This is a genomic window from Arthrobacter sp. 10T419, assembly GCF_056394105.1.
In genome coordinates this window covers 97,729-114,816 of record NZ_JBFTHF010000001.1, presented here as the reverse complement: position 1 = coordinate 114,816, position 17,088 = coordinate 97,729, and the positions used below count along the sequence as shown (strand labels likewise).

Below are 17,088 nucleotides of genomic sequence, written 5' to 3'. Positions count from 1 at the left end.
GTGCGGCCAGACGTCCTTACGGACATGCCCATCCTTCGCACGGGGCGCTGGGCATGCCCGGCCTCAGCCCCTCGAGCTTCCGGACATGCCCATCCTTCGCGCGGGGCGCTGGGCATGCTCAGCCGCCACCCTTCGAGCTTCCGGACATGCCCGTCCTTGGCTCGGGGCGCTGGGCATGCCCGGCCTCAGCCCTTCGAGCGTCCGGACATGCCCATTCCTCGCGCCTACGAATGGACATAGTCCGGATATGTCTACTGGCCGAGTCCAAGGATGGGCATGTCCGTTGGGCTGGCTGCGGAAACCGAGCGAACCCAGGCCAGAGCATGTCCGTCGGACCGGATGCCCCACCCGGACATCCCACCCCACATCACTTAACGTTGCTTAACGATGCGCGGGCTAATTATTGTAACTGAGGTCACAGGGACCGAAACCGACGCGAAGGAGGGTCAGAATGCAGGAACAATCCACCACCGTTGCCGCCGATGGCCCCGTTGCGCCGGTATCAGCAGCCGCAGTGGCCCGCGCGGCCGGCGTCTCCTCCGCCGCGGTGTCCTACGTCCTCAACGGCAAGGGCGGTGTCTCGCCGGAGACCCGGCGCCACATCATCCACGTGGCGAACGAGCTGGGCTTCAGGCCCCGTAAGTCCTCCCAGTCCACCGATCTGCAGCGCACCCGCGTGATCGGCCTGATCCTGCCCAACATCATCAACCCGATGTTCCCGCGCTGGGCGCAGGGCGTCATTTCCGCGGCAGCCGATTCCGGCTACGAGGTCTTTGTCGCCACCACCCAGGACGATCCGGAGGTCCTCGCCCAGGTCACGTCCACGCTCGCGAACCGCAACGTGGACGGCGTCATCCTCGCCGCCTCGCTCCGGGACGATGCGCGCGCCCTCCGCACCCTGAGGTCCGCCCGGATCCCCTACGTCTGCCTGTCCCGCCGGGCGGACTTCCTCGATTCAGACTTTGTCGGGATCGACGACGACGCCGCCGCGACGCTGCTGATGCAGCACATGCTCGCCCACGGCTACACCGAGATCGCCACCGTGATCGGCCCCCGCTTTTCCACCGCTTCACTGGCCCGGGAACAGGCCTTCGTGCGGACGGCGGCCGCCGCCGGCGTCGTCATCAGCGGGGACCGCAAGATCAGCACCCGGGTGAACAACGAAGGCGGCCGGCTGGCCGCGGAACGTCTCTTCGCCTCCGGAACCCCGCCGCAGGCAGTGGTCTGCGGCAGCGACGAGCTCGCCATCGGCGTGATGGAGTACGCCCTGGCGCGGGGCCTGCGGATCCCGGAGGACGTGGCCGTGGCCGGCTGCGACGGGCTGCCGCACAGCCGCTCCGGACTGATCAACCTGACCAGCATTGTCCAGCCGCAGCAGGAGATGGCCCATGAGGCCTTCGCCATGCTGCTCAAACGCATCGAAGCCCCGTCCCGGAACTACACCTCGCTGGTGTGCCGGCACCGCCTCCACATCGGCCGCACCTGCGGCTGTACCCCCGCCCTCACCTAGCCACCGCACCAACCGCAACTCCCCAAACGCACCACCTCGCAGCGTCGGCTGCCGATTGAACGCTGCCCGCTGTCCGCCCTGACCATCAATCCTGACCCCAATTCAAGGACGAAGACCCATGTCAGTTGTATCCGCACCAACGAAGATGCGCACACCGCAGGAAATTAACGGCGTGATCCTGCGCCGAGTCATGCCGCTGCTGATCGGCGCCTACATCATGGCGTTCCTGGACCGCACCAACATCGGTATGGCCAAGGACCGCCTGGAGATTGACCTCGGCATCTCCGCCACCGCCTACGGCATCGGCGCCGGCCTGTTCTTCCTGACCTACGCCCTCTCCGAAATCCCCTCCAACCTGATCATGCACAAGGTGGGCGCCCGCTTCTGGATCATGCGGATCATGATCACCTGGGGCATCATCTCGGCCGGCATGGCCTTCGTGCAGGGAGAGTGGTCCTTCTACATCATGCGGATGCTGCTCGGCGTCGCCGAGGCCGGGCTCTTCCCAGGCGTCATGTACTTCCTGACCCAGTGGTTCGTGGTCAAGGACCGCGCCAAGGCCAACGGCATGTTCTTACTGGGCGTCTCGATCGCCAACATCGTCGGCGCCCCGCTCGGCGGGCTGCTGCTGACCTTGGACGGCCTCGGCGGCCTGCACGGCTGGCAGTGGATGTTCCTCGTTGAAGGCCTGCCGGCCTGCGTCCTGGCCTACGTCGTCTGGAAGAAGCTCCCGGACCGGCCCAGCAAGGCCACGTTCCTCAGCCCCGAGGAGGCCGCCGACCTTGAGGCCCGGATCGCCGCCGAAGAGAAGGCCGGCGCGGAAGCCTCCGGCAACCACCGCCTCCGCGACGTCCTGAAAGACAAGCAGATCCTCCTGGTCGTGGGCGTCTATTTCACCCACCAGATTGCCGTCTACGCCCTGTCCTACTTCCTGCCCTCCATAATCGGCACCTACGGCAAGCTCAACCCGCTGCAGATCGGCCTGCTGACCGCCATCCCGTGGATCTTCTCCGCGGCCGGCGCGCTGCTGGTTCCCCGCTTCGCCACCGACGGCAAACGCTCCCGCCTCCTGGTCACCGGCACCATGATCGGCATCATCGCCGGCTTCGCGCTCGGCGCCGTCGGCGGCCCGCTGCTCGGCATGATCGGCTTCTGCCTGGCAGCCTTCAACTTCTTCGCCCTGCAGCCGATCCTCTTCACCTACCCGGCCACCCGCCTCAGCGGCGCCGCCCTCGCCGGCGGCATCGCGTTCGTCAACACCATCGGCCTGCTCGGCGGCTTCCTCGGCCCCTACGTCATGGGCTTCATGCAGGATGCCACCGGCTCCAAGCTCTCCGGCCTGTGGTTCATCGTGGGCATGTGCATCATCGGTGCACTGCTGTCCCTGATGCTCAAGCGCGGCACCGAGAAGCCCGACGTCGTCCCCGCTGCCCACTAAGCGCCCGACGCCGGCCGCCACCGAACGCTCCACCGCCAACGCTCTGCCGGCGCCCCTGCGCGCCGGCGGAGCGGCTCACCGAACCACCACCGCAAGGAATACCCATGGATTTCACCGCAAAACGCGTTCTGGTCACCGCCGGCGCCAACGGCATCGGCCTGGCCATCGCGAGCAAGTTCCAGCAACTCGGCGCCGCCGTCTTCGTCACCGACATTGACCCCGACGCCGTCGAGAAGGCCCGCGTCAACGGCCTCGCCGCTGCGGTCAGCGACGTCTCCGACGAAGCCCAGGTGCGCGCCCTCATGACCACCGTGGCCGAGGAACTGGGAGGGCTGGACGTGCTGGTCAACAACGCCGGCATCGCCGGCCCCACCGGCCCGCTCGAAACCCTCGACGCCGCCGCCTGGAAGGCCACCTTCGACGTCAACATCCACGGCCAGTTCTACTGCATCAAGCACGCGCTGCCCCTGCTCCGGCAGGGCACCGGCGCCTCGATCGTGAACCTCTCCTCCGCGGCGGGACGGCTCGGCATGGCCGGGCGCAGCGCCTACTCCGCGTCCAAGTGGGCCGTCGTCGGGCTGACCAAGACGCTCGCAATCGAACTGGGCCCGGACCGGATCCGGGTCAACGCGATCTGCCCCGGCGCCGTCAACGGGCCCCGGATCGACGCCGTCATCGCGGCCAAGGCGCAGATGCTGGACCTCCCGGCAGACCAGGTTTCCGAGCTCTATCACAACCAGTCCTCCCTCGGCCGGCTGATCGAGGCGGAGGACATCGCGAACATGGCCGCCTTCGCCGCGAGCGACCTGGCCCGCAACGTCAACGGCCAGGCCCTCGCCGTCGACGGCAACACCGAAAAGCTTTACTGAGCCCCGAAGGAGCGACCCCCATGGCTGCTGCACGCAAAGTCATCATCACCAGCGCCGTCACCGGCGCCATCCACACCCCGTCCATGTCCCCACACCTGCCGGTGTCGCCGGATGAAATCGCCGACGCCGCGATCGGTGCCGCCGAGGCCGGCGCCGCGATCGTGCACATGCACGCCCGCGACCCGAAGGACGGCCGGCCCTCGCAGGACCCGGAGCACTTCGCCCCGATCCTGGACAAGCTCAAGCGCAACACCGACGCCGTCATCAACATCACGACCGGCGGCTCCCCCCACATGACCGTGGAGGAGCGCATGCAGCCTGCCGCGCTGTTCAAGCCCGAACTGGCCTCGCTGAATATGGGGTCGATGAACTTCGGCCTCTACCCGATGCTGGACCGTTTCACGGACTTCGGGCACGAGTGGGAGCGCGAAGGACTCGAAAAGAGCCGCGACCTGGTCTTCAAGAACACCTTCCAGGACATTGAAACCATCTTAGGGCTGGGCAACGAGAACGGCACCCGGTTCGAATTCGAGTGCTACGACATCTCCCACCTGAACAACCTGGCCCACTTCCACGCCCGCGGCCTGGCCCGCGGCCCCCTGTTCGTCCAGTCCGTTTTCGGCCTGCTCGGCGGGATCGGCGCCCACCCGGAAGACCTCATGCACATGCGCCGCACCGCGGACCGGCTGCTGGGCGAGGACTACCAGTGGTCCATCCTGGGCGCCGGCAAGAACCAGATGCCGCTCGCAACGATCGGTGCGGCCATGGGTTCGCATGTCCGCGTCGGACTGGAGGACTCGCTCTGGATCGGCCCCGGCCAGCTCGCCACGTCCAACGCCCAGCAGGTCACCCGGATCCGCACCATCCTGGAGGCGCTCAACTTCGAGATCGCCACCCCGGACGAGGCCCGCGAAATGCTGCAGCTCAAGGGCCGCGACAAAGTGGGATTCTAGGCCGGTGAGCATCCTCGTTGCCCCGGACAGTTTCAAGGGGACCTTCCCGGCAGCGGACGTCTGCGCCCACATCGCTGCCGGGATCCGCGCGGCCGGGGCGGCCGCCGTCGAACTGCCGGTGGCCGACGGCGGCGAGGGGACCTTCGACGTGCTGGTCCGGGGCCTCGACGCCCGGCCGGTCCGGGTCCGCACGGTGGGACCCTGGGGCGATGACGTCGAGGCGGTCATCGCGCTGGCCCCGGACGGGACCGCCGTCGTCGAGCTTGCGTTTGCCAGCGGCCTGAACCTGCCCAGCACCGGCGACCGGGACCCCGTCCGCGCCAGCACGTACGGCACCGGGGTGATGATGGCGGAGGCCGTCCGGCTCGGTGCCCGGCGGGTGCTGGTGGCGGCCGGCGGCTCCGCGACCACCGACGGCGGGGCCGGGGCCATCGCCGCCATCGAGGAGCGCGGCGGCCTGGACGGCGCCGAGGTGGTGGTGCTCAGCGACGTGACCACCCGCTTCGCCGACGCCGCCCGGGTCTTCGGCCCGCAGAAGGGCGCGGACCAGGCCACGGTGGAGGTACTCACGTTGCGGCTCAACGAGCTGGCGGACGGGTTTGCCCGCGAACTGGGCCGGGACCCCCGGCCGTTGGAGCGGACCGGGGCCGCCGGCGGCTTCTCCGGCGGCATGTGGGCGAAGTACGGGGCCAGCCTGGTCTCCGGCGCCGACCATGTGCTGGACGTGCTCGGCTTCGAGGCCCACGCCGCCGCCAGCACCGCGGTGGTGGTCGGGGAGGGCCGGCTGGACTCCCAGACCGGCCAAGGCAAGATCATCGCCGCCATCCTGGCCCGCAGCGGCACGACGCCCGTGTACGCCGTCGTCGGTTCCGTCCACGAGGACCTGGGCGACTATGCCGACAACTTTGCCGGCGTAATCGTGGCCAGCGATGCGGAAGCCCTGGTGGCCGCGGGGTCGCAAGTGGCACGCATCGCCGGACACGCCCTGCCCTGACCCGGGGCTGCTCTCCCCGGAGGACGGACATGCCCATTCCCCGCCTCGAACGGTGGGCATAATCCCACTATGTCCATTCTTCGTGCCAAGGGTTGGGCATGTCCCCGGGGCGGCCGCGGGGAGAGGGGGCATGCGCGGCGGCAGGCGTCGAGGGTTGGACATGTCCCGCAAAAAAGAAGCGATCCGGCGGTCGGCTCCCCCAAGGAACCGACCACCGGATCGAATTATGGCTACACGCAAAGCTTGTCACACGTTTGACAACTTTGTCACATGACGCGCGGGCGGTACTGGCCGGACCTCTGTAATCTGGGAGTCATGGATGAGACTCCGGCACCCGGGCACAGCACCCGCAGCGTTTTCCTGGACAAGGCGCACCCCGCCGCGTGGCGCGCGCTCAACGGCCTGGGCCTGAAGGCCAAGGAAGCCGCGGAGGAGGCAGGGCTGGACCAGACGCTGATCGAGTTGCTGAACGTCCGCATCTCGCAGATCAACGGCTGTGCCTTCTGCCTGGACCTTCACGTGGGGGACGCGGTCAAGAACGGTGAATCAGCCCAGCGCCTGTCGGTGCTCCCGGCCTGGCGCGACACCACCCTTTTCAGCGAAAAGGAACGTGCGGCCCTGACTCTGGCCGAGGCGATCACCAACATCTCCGACGCCGAGGCCCGCGAGCGCGAAGGAGGCCGGGCGCGCAGGCACCTCACCGACGTCGAGTTCTCCGCCATCAGCTGGCTGGCGATCACGATGAACGCCTTCAACCGCGTCTCGATCGTCAGCCAGCACCCGGTGCGGAACAAGGCCCAGGGCAGCAAGGACCAGGAAACCAAACCCAAGTAACAACCGGCCCCGCAGCCGGCGGCTACGGGATCAGCCGGTCCGCCCGGAGCCGGTCAAAGAGCACTGTGAACGAGTCCAGGGTCCGGCGGTATCCGGTGAAGCCCGCGAGGCGGCTCGTGCTCATGTCGGCCAGCACCTCGATGTTGCGTCCCAGGTCGCCGTCGGTGTGCCACCACGAGGAGACCCGCGCGAGGTCCGGTTCGGCGAGTCCATGCCGGGCGGCCAAATCTGCCCACACCGTTTCCATGCCCCGCATCTGCTCTTCCAGCGGCCTGGGTTCGTTCTCGAAGCCAACGGCTTCGACGCCGAAATATGCGGCAAGGCGCGGCCACATCCAGCGCCAGCGGAAGACGTCGCCGTCGACGATGTTGTACGCCTGATTGCCTGCCGACTCCGCGGTCGCTGCCCAGAGCATGTGCTCTGCCAGCAGTCCACTGTCGGTCATATCGGTGAGGCTGTTCCACTGCGTCTCCGAGCCGGGGAAGATGAACGGCCGGTTCAGCTCCTTGCAGAGTGACGCCTGTACCGCGAGGGTGGTCCCCATGTTCATGGCGTTGCCCACCGCGTGGCCGATGACCGTGTGCGCACGGTGAACCGACCAGCTGAACCCCTGTCGTTCGGCCGCGGCCCACAGTTCGTCCTCCTGGGCGTAGTAGAAGTTGGGCACCGGCAGCCGCGGTTCCTCCTCATGGAAGGGCGTGTCCGGCATTTCCCCCGCGGCGTAGGCCTCAAAGGGGCCCAGATAGTGCTTCAGCCCGGTCATCAGGGCGACGTGTTCCACCGGGCTGTCGCGCAGGGCGTTAAGCAGGTTCCGCAGCAGCGCGGCGTTGACTTCGATGTTTTCCCGTTCGGTGTCCTGCCGCGACCAGGCGGTGAAGAACACGTGGGTCGGGCTTTCGCCGACCAGCGCGGCCGTAAGGCTCTCCGGTGAGCTGAGGTCCGCACTAACGGGCCGCACCCCGGGACGGGCAACGACGCCGCGGGACAGGGCCAAGACGTCCCAGCCTGTTTCCGTAAGGAGGGTGACGAGGGCGGACCCGGCGATGCCGCTGGCTCCGACCACCAGTGCGGTGCGTCCATGGGCTGGGGCTGGGTTGTTCTGCACGAGATTCCTCCTGGTTGCGGGGCGGGCCTCTCTCCACCCTAGGCCGTGGGGCCGGCCCGGCTGATACCGGGGCGTGGCCCAGAGCCGCCGGGACCGGGGCGTGGCCCAGAGCCGGCCGGCACTCCAGTGGCCCTACGCCGGGTATATCGACACCGCCGCCGCCTTGACCACGAAGTAGACGCCCACTCCGGGCGCCAGGCCGAGGTCCGCCGACGCGGCGGGCGTCACGTCCGCGGACAGTTCCCCGGCCCGGACCCGGATCTGGTCGCCATGCGGTTCCAGGTCGGTGACCGTGACCGGGAACGAGTTGCGCGGGCTGCCGTGTGCTTCGCTGAGGAAGACTGAGACGGCCGACGGCGGGAAGGCCGCCACGCCGCTTTGGCCGGGAACCGGCGGATCCTCATGCCGGCCAGCGAATTCCTGGCCCGCGGCCGTCCGGAGCCCGGCCGCGGTGACGGTGCCGGCCACGAGGTTCAGCCCGGCCAGCCCGGCGGCGAAGCGGCTGCGGGGCCGCTGGAGCACGTCCCGGGTGGGGCCGTCCTCGGTGATCCGGCCCTGTTCCAGCACGATCACGCGGTCGGCGAGCATGTAGGCGTCCAGGACATCGTGCGTGACGATGATGGCCCGGCGCCCGGCCAGGACCCGCTTCAGCAGCCGCCGCAGCAGCGGGGCTGCGTGGACGTCCAGGGCGGCCATCGGCTCGTCCAGCAGGAGCAGCCCGGGATCGGCGGCCAGCGCCCGGGCCACCGCGACCCGCTGGGCCTGGCCGCCGGAGAGTTCCCCGGGCCTCCGTCCGGCGAGGTCCGCCGCGTCGACCTCCGCGAGCCAGCGCCGGGCCGTCTCCCTCGCCTGGGCCCTGGCGGCCCCAGCGCTCCGGGGGCCGAAGGCAACGTTTTCGAGGACCGTCAGATGCGGAAATAGCAGCGGCTCCTGGGCCAGCAGGGCGGTGCCGCGGCGGTGCGGCGCGGTCCAGGTGTTCTGCCCGGGCCCCAGCTCGAAGAGGATCCGGCCGTCCACCTGCGCCCGTCCGGCATCGGGGCGGAGCAGGCCCGCGACCACGGAGAGCAGGGTGGACTTCCCGGCCCCGTTCGGCCCGAGCACGGCCACCGTCTCCGCGTCCGCCAGGCTCAGCGAGACGTCGAACCCGCGGGCGGCGACGGCGGCGTCGAGCGTGAACGTCATCCCCGCACCTGCCCGGCGGCCGCGGGGCTGCCCGCCCGGCGGCCGGCCGCGGCCGGTCCCCGGTAGCTGAGCCCGACGACGATGACCGCCACCGCGACGAGCAGCAGCGAGAGGGCGACGGCGGCGTCGGCGTCGGTCTCGCGCTGCAGGTAGATTTCCAGCGGCAGGGTGCGGGTGACGCCCTGGAGGCTGCCGGCGAAGGTGAGGGTGGCGCCGAATTCGCCGAGGCTGCGGGCGAAGGAGAGCACGGCCCCTGAGGCGAGGCCCGGCAGGACCAGCGGTACGGTGACACGGCGCAGCACCGTGGTGGGACGGGCGCCGAGGGTTGCCGCCACCGCCTCGTAACGGCTGCCCGCGGAGCGCAGCGCACCTTCGAGGCTCACCACGAGGAAGGGCAGCGCGACGAAGGCCTGGGCGAGCACCACCGCCGTCGTCGAGAACGCGATCTGGATGCCGGCCACCTCGAGGCTCCGGCCCAGCAGGCCCTGCCGGCCGAAGGTGTAGAGCAGCGCGATGCCGCCCACCACCGGCGGCAGCACCAGCGGCAGCAGCACGAACGAGCGCAGCAGTCGCTGGCCCGGGAAGGCGCCCCGGGCCAGCACCAGGGCCAGCGGGACGCCGAGCAGCACGCATAGCACGGTACTCGCCGCTGCCGTGCGCAGGCTGAGCCCCAGGGCCGTGAACGAGGCTTCCGAGGTGAGCAGCGGGACGAACTGCGGCCAGTTGACCCTGGCGACCATGGCGGCGAGGGGCAGCAGGACGAACAGCGCCCCGGCCGCGGCGATGGCCTGCACCCAGCGCGGAATGCCGCTGTAGCCGTGGCGGGTCACGGGCTGCCGAAGCCCGCGTCGGCGAGGACCTTCCGGCCCCCGGCTCCGGTGACCAGCGAAACGAAGGCGTCCGAGAGTTCCTGGTTTCTGCTGGTCTTCAGCGCGGCGATCGGATAGTGGTTGACGGCGGCGGCCGCCTCGGGGAACGGGATCCCCCTGACCTTGCTCCCGGCCGCCCGGACGTCGGTGACATAGACGAGTCCGGCGTCGGCTTCTCCCGAGGTGACCTTGCCCAGCACGTCGGTGACGGAGGATTCCTCACTGACGGGCTTCAGGGCCACGCCGCTCCTCCCCTCGACCGACTTCGCCGCCGCTCCGCACGGGACCTGGGCCGCGCACACCACCACTTTGACCCCGGGTTTCGCCAGATCGGCGAAGGAGCCGATGCCCGCGGGGTTGGCTGGAGGCACGGCGATGGCGAGGACGTTGCTGGCGAAGTTCCGGGGCGCGCCTGCCACCAAGCCTGCGTCGGCGACCTTGGCCATGTTCTTCAGGTCCGCGGAGGCGAACACGTCCGCGGGTGCGCCTTGGCTGAGCTGCGTGGCGAGGTCGGCGGACCCGGCGAAGCTGAGTACCACCTTGGTTCCGGGGTGGCCGGCCTCAAACTCCCGGGCCAGGGCAGTGAAGGGCGCCTTGAGCGAGGCCGCCGCGAACACTGTCAGGTTCTTCTCCGCCCCTCCCCCGACGGCCGGTGCGGCGCAGGCGGCGGTCCCTGCTGCGAGGGCTCCCGCCAGCAGGAGGGCGGCGACCTTCCGGAGCCGGCTCATACGAGGGCCCTTCCATGCGGGCTTTCGATGATCACCGTGGTGGCTTTCACGACGGCGGTGGCCACGGAGCCCAGTTCCAGGCCGAGTTCGCGGACCGCCTCGCTGCTCATCAGCGACACCACCCGGAAGGGCCCGCACTGCAGCTCCACCTGGGCCATGACGGTGTCGGCCGTGATGGCCGTGACCAGTCCGACGAAGCGGTTCCGGGCCGAACTCCCGGCACGGGCAGGGTCCTCGGGCAGTTTCGCCTGCTCCCGGGCCAGGGTGGCGAGCTCGAGCCCGTCCACGGCGAGCCGGCCCGATTCATCCCTGAGCGGCGTGAGGCTCCCGTTTTCGGTCCAGCGGCGGACGGTGTCGTCGCTGACGCCGAGGAACCGGGCGGCTTCCGAGACGCGAAAAGTAGGCATAGAGACACTGTAACCCGCATTTGCGGAGAATCCGGCCGTTTTCCTTTTCATCTCCGGGTCACCGCCCAATTCGGCCGCCTCGTAGACTTCCTGCATGGCCGTATACCTCGATCCCCCGCTCTGGCCCGCCCACGGAACGCACTTTTCGCACCTCATCTCGGACAGCTCGCTGGATGAGCTCCACACCTTCGCGCGGGCCGCGGGCATCCCGGAGCGGGCGTTCGACGGCGACCACTACGACGTGGCCGAGGCCCGCTACGACGCCCTGGTGGCGGCCGGCGCCCTCCCCGTCGAGGGCCGGATCCTGGTCCGCAAACTGATCGAAAGCGGCCTGCGGATTCCTGCGCGGCGACGCAACGGATCGCTGAAACTGCCGCTGCTGACCCGCTGGAACGAGGCCCTCCCCGGTCACGACGCGCTCTTCCTCGACCTGCTGGACCGCTGGGGCGAGGAGCACCGGAAGTACCACGGCCGCACCCACCTGCTCGCCGTGCTGGAGGCCCTGGACCGGCTGACCGCGCCGGCACGGCCACCGCGGACCGTGCTGCTCGCGGCCTGGTTCCACGACGCCGTCTACCTCGGCATCGCCGGCGAAGACGAGGAGGAGTCTGCCCGGCTCGCCGAGGAGCGGCTGGAGCGCGCGGGGCTTCCCGCCGACGAGGTCGACGAGGTCGCGCGGCTGGTCAGGATGACGGCGGACCATCGGCCGGATCCCGACGACGAACCCGCCGCCCTGCTCAGCGATGCCGACCTCTCCGTCCTGGCCGGCGATCCCGGCGCCTACGCCCGCTATCTTGCGGCCGTCCGCGAAGACTTCGCCCACATTGGCGACGCAGATTTCGCCGCCGGACGCGCCGCCGTCGTCCGCCAGCTCCTTGAACTGGACCCCCTCTTCCACACCGCGCGCGGCCGCGAACTGTGGCAGGACACGGCCCGCCGGAACCTGCAGGGCGAACTTGCCTGACTCGGTCCCGCCACCACATCGCGGGGTCACTTAGCGCCTATAAATCCCTTCGGGATGGCGCTAAGTGACCCCGCGATGCTTGGTTGTTTCAGGCCGCCTTGCGGAGGTGGTCGGCGAGACGGTCGAAGGACTCCCGCCAGCCGGTGCCGTTGCTGTCCCGGTTCTCCGCCGTGTCAAAGGGTCCCTGCGTGAACGTCATCCGGGTACCGCCGTCGATCTCCTCCAGCCGGAAAGTCACCTCGGTCTCAAAGCCGCGGGTGCCGTCGGCCTTGTCCCAGGCATGGGTGAACACGAACAGGTTCGGCGGTTCGATGTCCGTGTGTACGCCGCTCCACCAGTACTGCTGGCCAGTGGCGTCCTGGACCATGCAGGCGCGGTAGAGGCCGCCAATTTCCAGGTCGGCATCGATGCTCTCCCGCGGGGTATGGAAACCGCGCGGCCCCCACCACGCGGGCGCCTGTTCCGGGTCGGTCAGGGCGGACCATACCGCCGAAATCGGGACCTGGAACTCGCGGGTGATGACCAGCATCAGTTCATCGTTACTGTTCTCTGCCTCCGGGATTGTTGGCTCTGGCATTGCTCTTCCCTCGGCTTCCTGTGGTTGTCCGGACCGGGCGCGCCCTAGCGGTAGCTGACGGCAAACGGCCGGTCTGTGGGCACGATCTGCTTGCCCAGCGGCATCAGGGATACCGGAATGAGCTTGAGGTTGGCGATGGCCAGCGGGATGCCGACAATCGTGATGGCCATGGCGAAGGCCGTGACAACGTGCCCGATCGCGATCCAGATGCCCGCCACGAGCAGCCAGATGACGTTGCCCAGCAGGGTGAACACGCCGTTTCCGCCGGGCTTGTCCACCACCATGCGGCCGAACGGCCACAGGGTGTAGGACGCAATACGGAACGAGGCCAGCCCCCACGGAATGGTGATGACCAGCAGGCAGCAGACGATGCCGGCAAGGAAATACCCGAGCGCAAGCCAGAGGCCGCCGAAAAGCAGCCAGATGATGTTGAGCAGTGTCTTCATGGCTTCATTGTCTCCCGCGAGCCGCAGATTCGGATCAGGGGTTGGCCCTGATCAATCCCTGATCTTCGGACCGTTCTTAGGTGTCAGCCTGCTTGACCATGGCCGCTTCGACGTTGATCTTGACCTTGTCGCTGACGAGCAGTCCGCCCGCCTCGAGGGCGGCATTCCAGGTCAGGCCGAATTCCTTGCGGCTGATGTCCGCCTCGGCGCTGAAGCCGGCCCGGGTCGCTCCGAAGGGATCCACCGCGACGCCGGTGAACTCGACTTCGAGGTCCACCGGCTTGGTGACGCCGCGGATGGTGAGGTCGCCGGTGAGCACGTAGTCCTCGCCGTCGCCCCGGACGGACGTTGCGCGGAAGGTCATCTCGGGGAAGTTCTCGACATCGAAAAAGTCCGGTCCGCGGACATGGCCGTCGCGGTTGGCGTCGCCGGAATCGAAGCTCGCGGTCTTGATCGTGGCGTGCAGGCTGGCATCGGCCAGGGAATCCCGGACCCGGGCCTCCGCAGTGGCCTCGTTGAAGCGCCCCCGGACCTTGCTGATCCCGGCATGACGAACGCTGAAGCCGATCTCACTGTGGGACATGTCCAGCGTCCAGACGCCGGGGGTCAATCCATTGGGCAGGGTCATCGCCGTTTCTCCTTCACGTGGGTGACGAGGGGGCTCGCCTGGATTCGGAGGGCCTAAGAAGCATGCTAACGAGGAAGCCCGCACGGCGATAGGTCCGTCCGCCGGATGGTGCCGCCTCACGCCGTCGGGCCGCCGTCGGGACGTCAACTGGCCGTCAGAACCCTTTGGCCGCCGCCACGAAATCCCGGATTTTCGCGAGGTCCTTGACCCCCCGGGATTGCTCGACGCCGGAGGAGACGTCCACGCCGCAGGCGCCGGCCGCCGCGGCCGCCCCGGCCACGTTTTCCGGGTCCAGCCCGCCGGCCAGCAGCCATTCCCGGCCCTCCAGCCCCAAGGCGCGGACCGACGCGTAGTCCCAGGCCTCACCGGAACCGGGAACCGCCGCGTCGATGAGCAGCAGCTCCTCGCCCCAGTCCGCAAACGCGTCCGGAGCCGCGGACATGGTGACGGCGCGGATAATTTTGAGGCCGGCGTCGTGCACCGTGCGGACATCATCGGCGGTGCGGTCGCCGTGCAGCTGCACCCATTCCAGCCCGGCTTCGCGGGCCACGGCGACGGCGTCGGCCGCCGCCTCGTGCCGGAAGACACCTACCGCGGGAAGCCCGCGCGGCACCGCGGCGAGCAGTTCACGGACGAGGTCCGGGGACACCTCGCGCGGGCTGCGGGTCAGCACGAAGCCGAGCGCATCGGCCCCGGCGTCGACCGCGGCCAGCACCGATTCTGGGGTGCTGAGGCCGCACACTTTGACGAACATTCCGGCTCCCTACGCAGTTTTTCGCTGCTTTGACGTTAGCAAGCCCGCACCGGCCGTGCTGACGTTACGTTCATTGGGCCCCGCGCCGGGAGGTCCCCGGGGGCCTGCGGCCGGCGGCTAGGCTGGGTTGATGGAGATCATCCGGTATGCCGAGCTCAAGCCCCGCCCCTGGAGCAACGGCGGCGGGGTGACCCGCGAACTGGCCAGGTTCCCGGAATCAGCCGCCGGGCGGGCTGCCGCTGCGGATGACGCCTGGGACTGGCGGGTGAGCATCGCCGAGGTGGCGCGGGCCGGCGCTTTCTCCCGCTTTGCCGGGATGGAGCGGGTCCTCACGGTGGTCGAGGGCGAGTTGCTGCTCCTGACCGTGGACGGCGCCGAGCATCCGCTGGAGAAATACCGGCCGTTCCGGTTCTCCGGCGACGCGGACGCCGCCGGCGCCCTGCCTACCGGCGACATCCGGGATCTGAACGTGATCACCCGCACGGGCGCCTTCAAGGGCTACACCTCCATCATCGAACTCTCCAAGAAGCGCGCCCACCCGGTCTTTGCCGGCCAGTTCGGCATCCTGATGCAGGGACAGGCCACCGTCAGCGTCGGTGACACAGCCGACCCGGCGCCGCAACCGCTCGGCCGGTACGACGCCGTCGTAGGCTCCGACAGCGACACCCCGGAAATCCTGGGCCGCGGCTTCCTCGCCGTCGTTTCAATCGACCCGGCTGAGCCGGCCGGCGAGGGCACCGCAGGCTAGTTCCCGCCGGCCTGCACCCCCGGGGCATCCTCCGAAATCCCATCGACGGCCGGGAACGCACGTCGGGTTCGCCCGGGACGGTCGGCGGCCAACGTTGCTACGCTGGAATCAAGGCCCCTCCTTCGGCGGCCTCCGGACGACGGTTCAGTACCCGGCACGCGACAAGACTGGCCACAGGAGCAGTCATGTCGTGGTTGATTCTCATCCTTTCCGGGGCGCTGGAAGCTGTGTGGGCCGCAGCCCTGCACCGGACCTCGCAGGCCACCGGCCGCGGCCGGATCGCGCCGGCCGCCCTCTTCCTCGTGTCCGTGCTGGCCAGCACCGGCGGGCTCGCCATCGCCATGCAGTCCATCCCGACCGGCACCGCCTACGCCGTCTGGGTGGGCGTCGGCGTCGTGCTGACCGCCGTCTACGCGATGGTCACGAAAGTGGAGTCGGCAACCCGCGGCCGGATCCTGTTGCTGGCCGGGATCGCGGCGTGCGTGGTCGGTCTCAAGGTCGTGGCGTGATGGCCGCCCGAGCAGTCCGGGCAACTGCGCCCGCTGCGACGCTGGCCTGGGTCATCCTGCTGGCCTCCGCCGTGCTGGAGGCGGTCTGGGCCACAGCACTGGGCGAATCAGACGGCTTCACCCGCCTTTTGCCGACGGTGATCTTCGCCCTAGCCGCCACCCTGAGCCTGGCCGGGCTGGGTCTGGCCGTGAAGCGCATCCCGCTGGGCACCGCCTACGCCGTCTGGGTGGGGATCGGCGCGGCCCTGACGGTCGGCTGGGCGATGGCGACCGGCGTCGAGCCCGCCAGCCCGCTAAAGCTGGTGTTTATTGCCGGAATTGTGGGCTGCGCGGCCGGGCTGAAGCTGCTGCCGGCCGGGAAATCCTAGGCATCCTAGGCGCTCCCGCCCAGTTAATGCGTGCCCCGAGCGGTAATCCCGGGCGACACGCCGTGGCTCCGGACCGCCCGCCGGCATGAACTGGGCGGGATCGCCGGAATAGCCGCGCGCCTGCCGCGGTTCTTGGCTGGGACGGCAAATTCCGGCAGCGATAGGAGATCAAAGATGACTTCAGCAACAGTCCAGCTCGGCGACGGACTCAGCGTCAGCCCGCTGGGGTTCGGCGGTATGGCCCTGACCCCGGTGTACGGGGAAGTGGACCCGGCGGAGGCCCTGGCCACCCTGCACCACGCGGTGGACGCGGGTGTGAGCTTCATCGACACGGCGGACATCTACGGCGGCGGGAGCAACGAGGAACTGATCGCCCAGCTGCTCAAGGATCGCCGCGGCGAGGTGCAACTGGCCACCAAGTTCGGTCTGGTGGGAACCCCGTCGACCGGCTACTCGGACATCCGCGGTGACGCCGCCTACGTGAAGCAGGCGGTCGACCGCAGCCTGCAGCGCCTGGGCACCGACACCATCGACCTGTACTACATGCACCGCCGCGACCTCCGCGTTCCGATTGTGGAAACCGTGGAGGCCATGGCGGAGCTGGTGCAGGCCGGGAAGGTGCGGCACCTTGGACTGTCCGAAGTGACGGCCGAGGAACTGCGGGACGCCAGCAGCGTCCACCCGATCGCCGCAGTCCAGAGCGAGTGGTCCATCTGGAGCCGCGACGTGGAACGCAACGTTGTTCCTGCCGCCGCCGAACTTGGCGTGGGTTTTGTGCCCTACTCGCCGCTGGGCCGGGGATTCCTCACCGGCACAGTCGACGCCTCGAAGCTGGGCAGCAACGACTTCCGCCGGAACATCCCGCGCTTCGCCGAGACCGCGTTGGACGCCAACCAGGCCGTAGTCGCCGCGGTCCAGTCGGTCGCAGCGGAGCTCAGCAGCCCCGGTCACGCCGCGACGCCGGCCCAGGTGGCGCTGGCCTGGCTGCTCGCGCAGGGCCGGAAACTGGGGCTGCCGGTGGTCCCGATCCCCGGGACGCGCAAGGCGGCCCGGATTGATGAAAACCTCGGCGCCCTGTCGCTCGACCTGACCCCGGCGCAACTGGAGAGGCTCGACGCCGCCGCGGACGCCGTCGTCGGCTCCCGCTCGGCAGACCCCAACTGGGTCTCCCAGGGCCGCGAATAGGCCGTCCTAGACTGATGCCC

The 17,088-nt window shown here is 69.3% G+C and carries 20 protein-coding genes and 1 riboswitch; of the genes, 11 read left to right on the top strand and 9 right to left on the bottom strand.

All coding sequences use genetic code 11. The annotated features are described in order from the left end of the window. The first annotated feature begins 451 nt into the window (after positions 1-451). The 6 genes from AC1DBD_RS00530 to AC1DBD_RS00505 all read left to right on the top strand — a co-directional run bounded on the left by AC1DBD_RS00530 (position 452) and on the right by AC1DBD_RS00505 (position 6,598). Positions 452-1,510, top strand: a complete 1,059-nt coding sequence (locus AC1DBD_RS00530) for a LacI family DNA-binding transcriptional regulator (protein WP_476981179.1) — start codon at positions 452-454, stop codon at positions 1,508-1,510. 118 nt (positions 1,511-1,628) lie between these two features. Then, a complete protein-coding gene (locus tag AC1DBD_RS00525) occupies positions 1,629-2,948 on the top strand; it encodes an MFS transporter (RefSeq protein ID WP_441416644.1) in 1,320 nt (439 codons plus the stop codon). Positions 2,949-3,052: 104 nt separating this feature from the next. Then, a complete protein-coding gene (locus tag AC1DBD_RS00520; RefSeq protein ID WP_476925509.1) occupies positions 3,053-3,817 on the top strand; it encodes an SDR family oxidoreductase in 765 nt (254 codons plus the stop codon). A 20-nt stretch (positions 3,818-3,837) separates the two neighbouring features. Beyond that, complete coding sequence (gene kce, locus AC1DBD_RS00515) at positions 3,838-4,770, top strand: 3,5-dioxohexanoate:acetyl-CoA acetone transferase (RefSeq protein WP_476981178.1); 933 nt, start codon at positions 3,838-3,840, stop codon at positions 4,768-4,770. 4 nt (positions 4,771-4,774) lie between these two features. Further along, a complete protein-coding gene (locus AC1DBD_RS00510; RefSeq protein ID WP_476981177.1) occupies positions 4,775-5,764 on the top strand; it encodes a glycerate kinase in 990 nt (329 codons plus the stop codon). 315 nt (positions 5,765-6,079) lie between these two features. Continuing rightward, positions 6,080-6,598: a carboxymuconolactone decarboxylase family protein gene (locus AC1DBD_RS00505; RefSeq protein WP_476981176.1), complete on the top strand. Its 519-nt coding sequence runs from the start codon at positions 6,080-6,082 to the stop codon at positions 6,596-6,598. A 22-nt stretch (positions 6,599-6,620) separates the two neighbouring features. Here the strand turns inward: AC1DBD_RS00505 and AC1DBD_RS00500 are convergent, their stop codons facing one another. The 5 genes from AC1DBD_RS00500 to AC1DBD_RS00480 all read right to left on the bottom strand — a co-directional run bounded on the left by AC1DBD_RS00500 (position 6,621) and on the right by AC1DBD_RS00480 (position 10,889). Then, positions 6,621-7,703, bottom strand: a complete 1,083-nt coding sequence (locus AC1DBD_RS00500) for an SDR family oxidoreductase (protein WP_476981175.1) — start codon at positions 7,701-7,703, stop codon at positions 6,621-6,623. A gap of 132 nt (positions 7,704-7,835) precedes the next feature. After that, positions 7,836-8,885, bottom strand: coding sequence for a sulfate/molybdate ABC transporter ATP-binding protein (locus tag AC1DBD_RS00495; RefSeq protein WP_476891927.1), 1,050 nt, complete (start codon positions 8,883-8,885; stop codon positions 7,836-7,838). Then, positions 8,882-9,715, bottom strand: coding sequence for an ABC transporter permease (locus AC1DBD_RS00490; protein ID WP_476981174.1), 834 nt, complete (start codon positions 9,713-9,715; stop codon positions 8,882-8,884). Before AC1DBD_RS00490 ends, AC1DBD_RS00495 begins: the two co-directional genes overlap by 4 nt. Continuing rightward, complete coding sequence (modA, locus tag AC1DBD_RS00485; RefSeq protein WP_476981173.1) at positions 9,712-10,482, bottom strand: molybdate ABC transporter substrate-binding protein; 771 nt, start codon at positions 10,480-10,482, stop codon at positions 9,712-9,714. Before modA ends, AC1DBD_RS00490 begins: the two co-directional genes overlap by 4 nt. Beyond that, entirely contained in the window at positions 10,479-10,889 is a 411-nt protein-coding gene (locus AC1DBD_RS00480) for a TOBE domain-containing protein (RefSeq protein ID WP_441416635.1), read from the bottom strand. The genes modA and AC1DBD_RS00480 overlap by 4 nt, the downstream gene beginning before the upstream one ends. Positions 10,890-10,983: 94 nt before the next feature. Here AC1DBD_RS00480 and AC1DBD_RS00475 point away from each other — a divergent pair, with 94 nt between their 5' ends. Continuing rightward, a complete protein-coding gene (locus AC1DBD_RS00475) occupies positions 10,984-11,853 on the top strand; it encodes a DUF4031 domain-containing protein (protein ID WP_476925515.1) in 870 nt (289 codons plus the stop codon). Between the two features lie 88 nt (positions 11,854-11,941). On the opposite strand, the gene AC1DBD_RS00470 is transcribed toward AC1DBD_RS00475, so the two are convergent. The 4 genes from AC1DBD_RS00470 to AC1DBD_RS00455 all read right to left on the bottom strand — a co-directional run bounded on the left by AC1DBD_RS00470 (position 11,942) and on the right by AC1DBD_RS00455 (position 14,258). After that, the gene (locus AC1DBD_RS00470; protein ID WP_476891922.1) at positions 11,942-12,430 is read right to left on the bottom strand and encodes an SRPBCC family protein; all 489 of its coding nucleotides are present in this window, start codon (positions 12,428-12,430) and stop codon (positions 11,942-11,944) included. 44 nt (positions 12,431-12,474) lie between these two features. Next, positions 12,475-12,876 (bottom strand): YccF domain-containing protein, encoded by a 402-nt coding sequence (locus AC1DBD_RS00465; RefSeq protein WP_476891921.1) that lies wholly within the window; start codon positions 12,874-12,876, stop codon positions 12,475-12,477. 76 nt (positions 12,877-12,952) lie between these two features. Continuing rightward, a complete protein-coding gene (locus tag AC1DBD_RS00460; RefSeq protein ID WP_476891920.1) occupies positions 12,953-13,504 on the bottom strand; it encodes a YceI family protein in 552 nt (183 codons plus the stop codon). Positions 13,505-13,658: 154 nt separating this feature from the next. Beyond that, positions 13,659-14,258 (bottom strand): phosphoribosylanthranilate isomerase, encoded by a 600-nt coding sequence (locus AC1DBD_RS00455; RefSeq protein WP_476981172.1) that lies wholly within the window; start codon positions 14,256-14,258, stop codon positions 13,659-13,661. A gap of 130 nt (positions 14,259-14,388) precedes the next feature. Between AC1DBD_RS00455 and AC1DBD_RS00450 the strand changes: the two genes are divergently transcribed. The 4 genes from AC1DBD_RS00450 to AC1DBD_RS00435 all read left to right on the top strand — a co-directional run bounded on the left by AC1DBD_RS00450 (position 14,389) and on the right by AC1DBD_RS00435 (position 17,068). Next, positions 14,389-15,006, top strand: a complete 618-nt coding sequence (locus AC1DBD_RS00450; protein ID WP_476981171.1) for a HutD/Ves family protein — start codon at positions 14,389-14,391, stop codon at positions 15,004-15,006. Between the two features lie 108 nt (positions 15,007-15,114). Further along, a riboswitch (guanidine-III (ykkC-III) riboswitch) is annotated at positions 15,115-15,182 on the top strand. Between the two features lie 9 nt (positions 15,183-15,191). Continuing rightward, positions 15,192-15,515, top strand: a complete 324-nt coding sequence (locus tag AC1DBD_RS00445; protein WP_476981170.1) for a DMT family transporter — start codon at positions 15,192-15,194, stop codon at positions 15,513-15,515. Then, positions 15,515-15,883, top strand: coding sequence for a DMT family transporter (locus AC1DBD_RS00440; protein WP_476981169.1), 369 nt, complete (start codon positions 15,515-15,517; stop codon positions 15,881-15,883). Before AC1DBD_RS00445 ends, AC1DBD_RS00440 begins: the two co-directional genes overlap by 1 nt. Before the next feature lie 174 nt (positions 15,884-16,057). Continuing rightward, positions 16,058-17,068 carry an aldo/keto reductase gene (locus AC1DBD_RS00435; RefSeq protein ID WP_476981168.1) on the top strand — a complete coding sequence of 337 codons (1,011 nt, stop codon included), beginning with the start codon at positions 16,058-16,060 and terminating at the stop codon, positions 17,066-17,068. Positions 17,069-17,088: the final 20 nt, after the last annotated feature.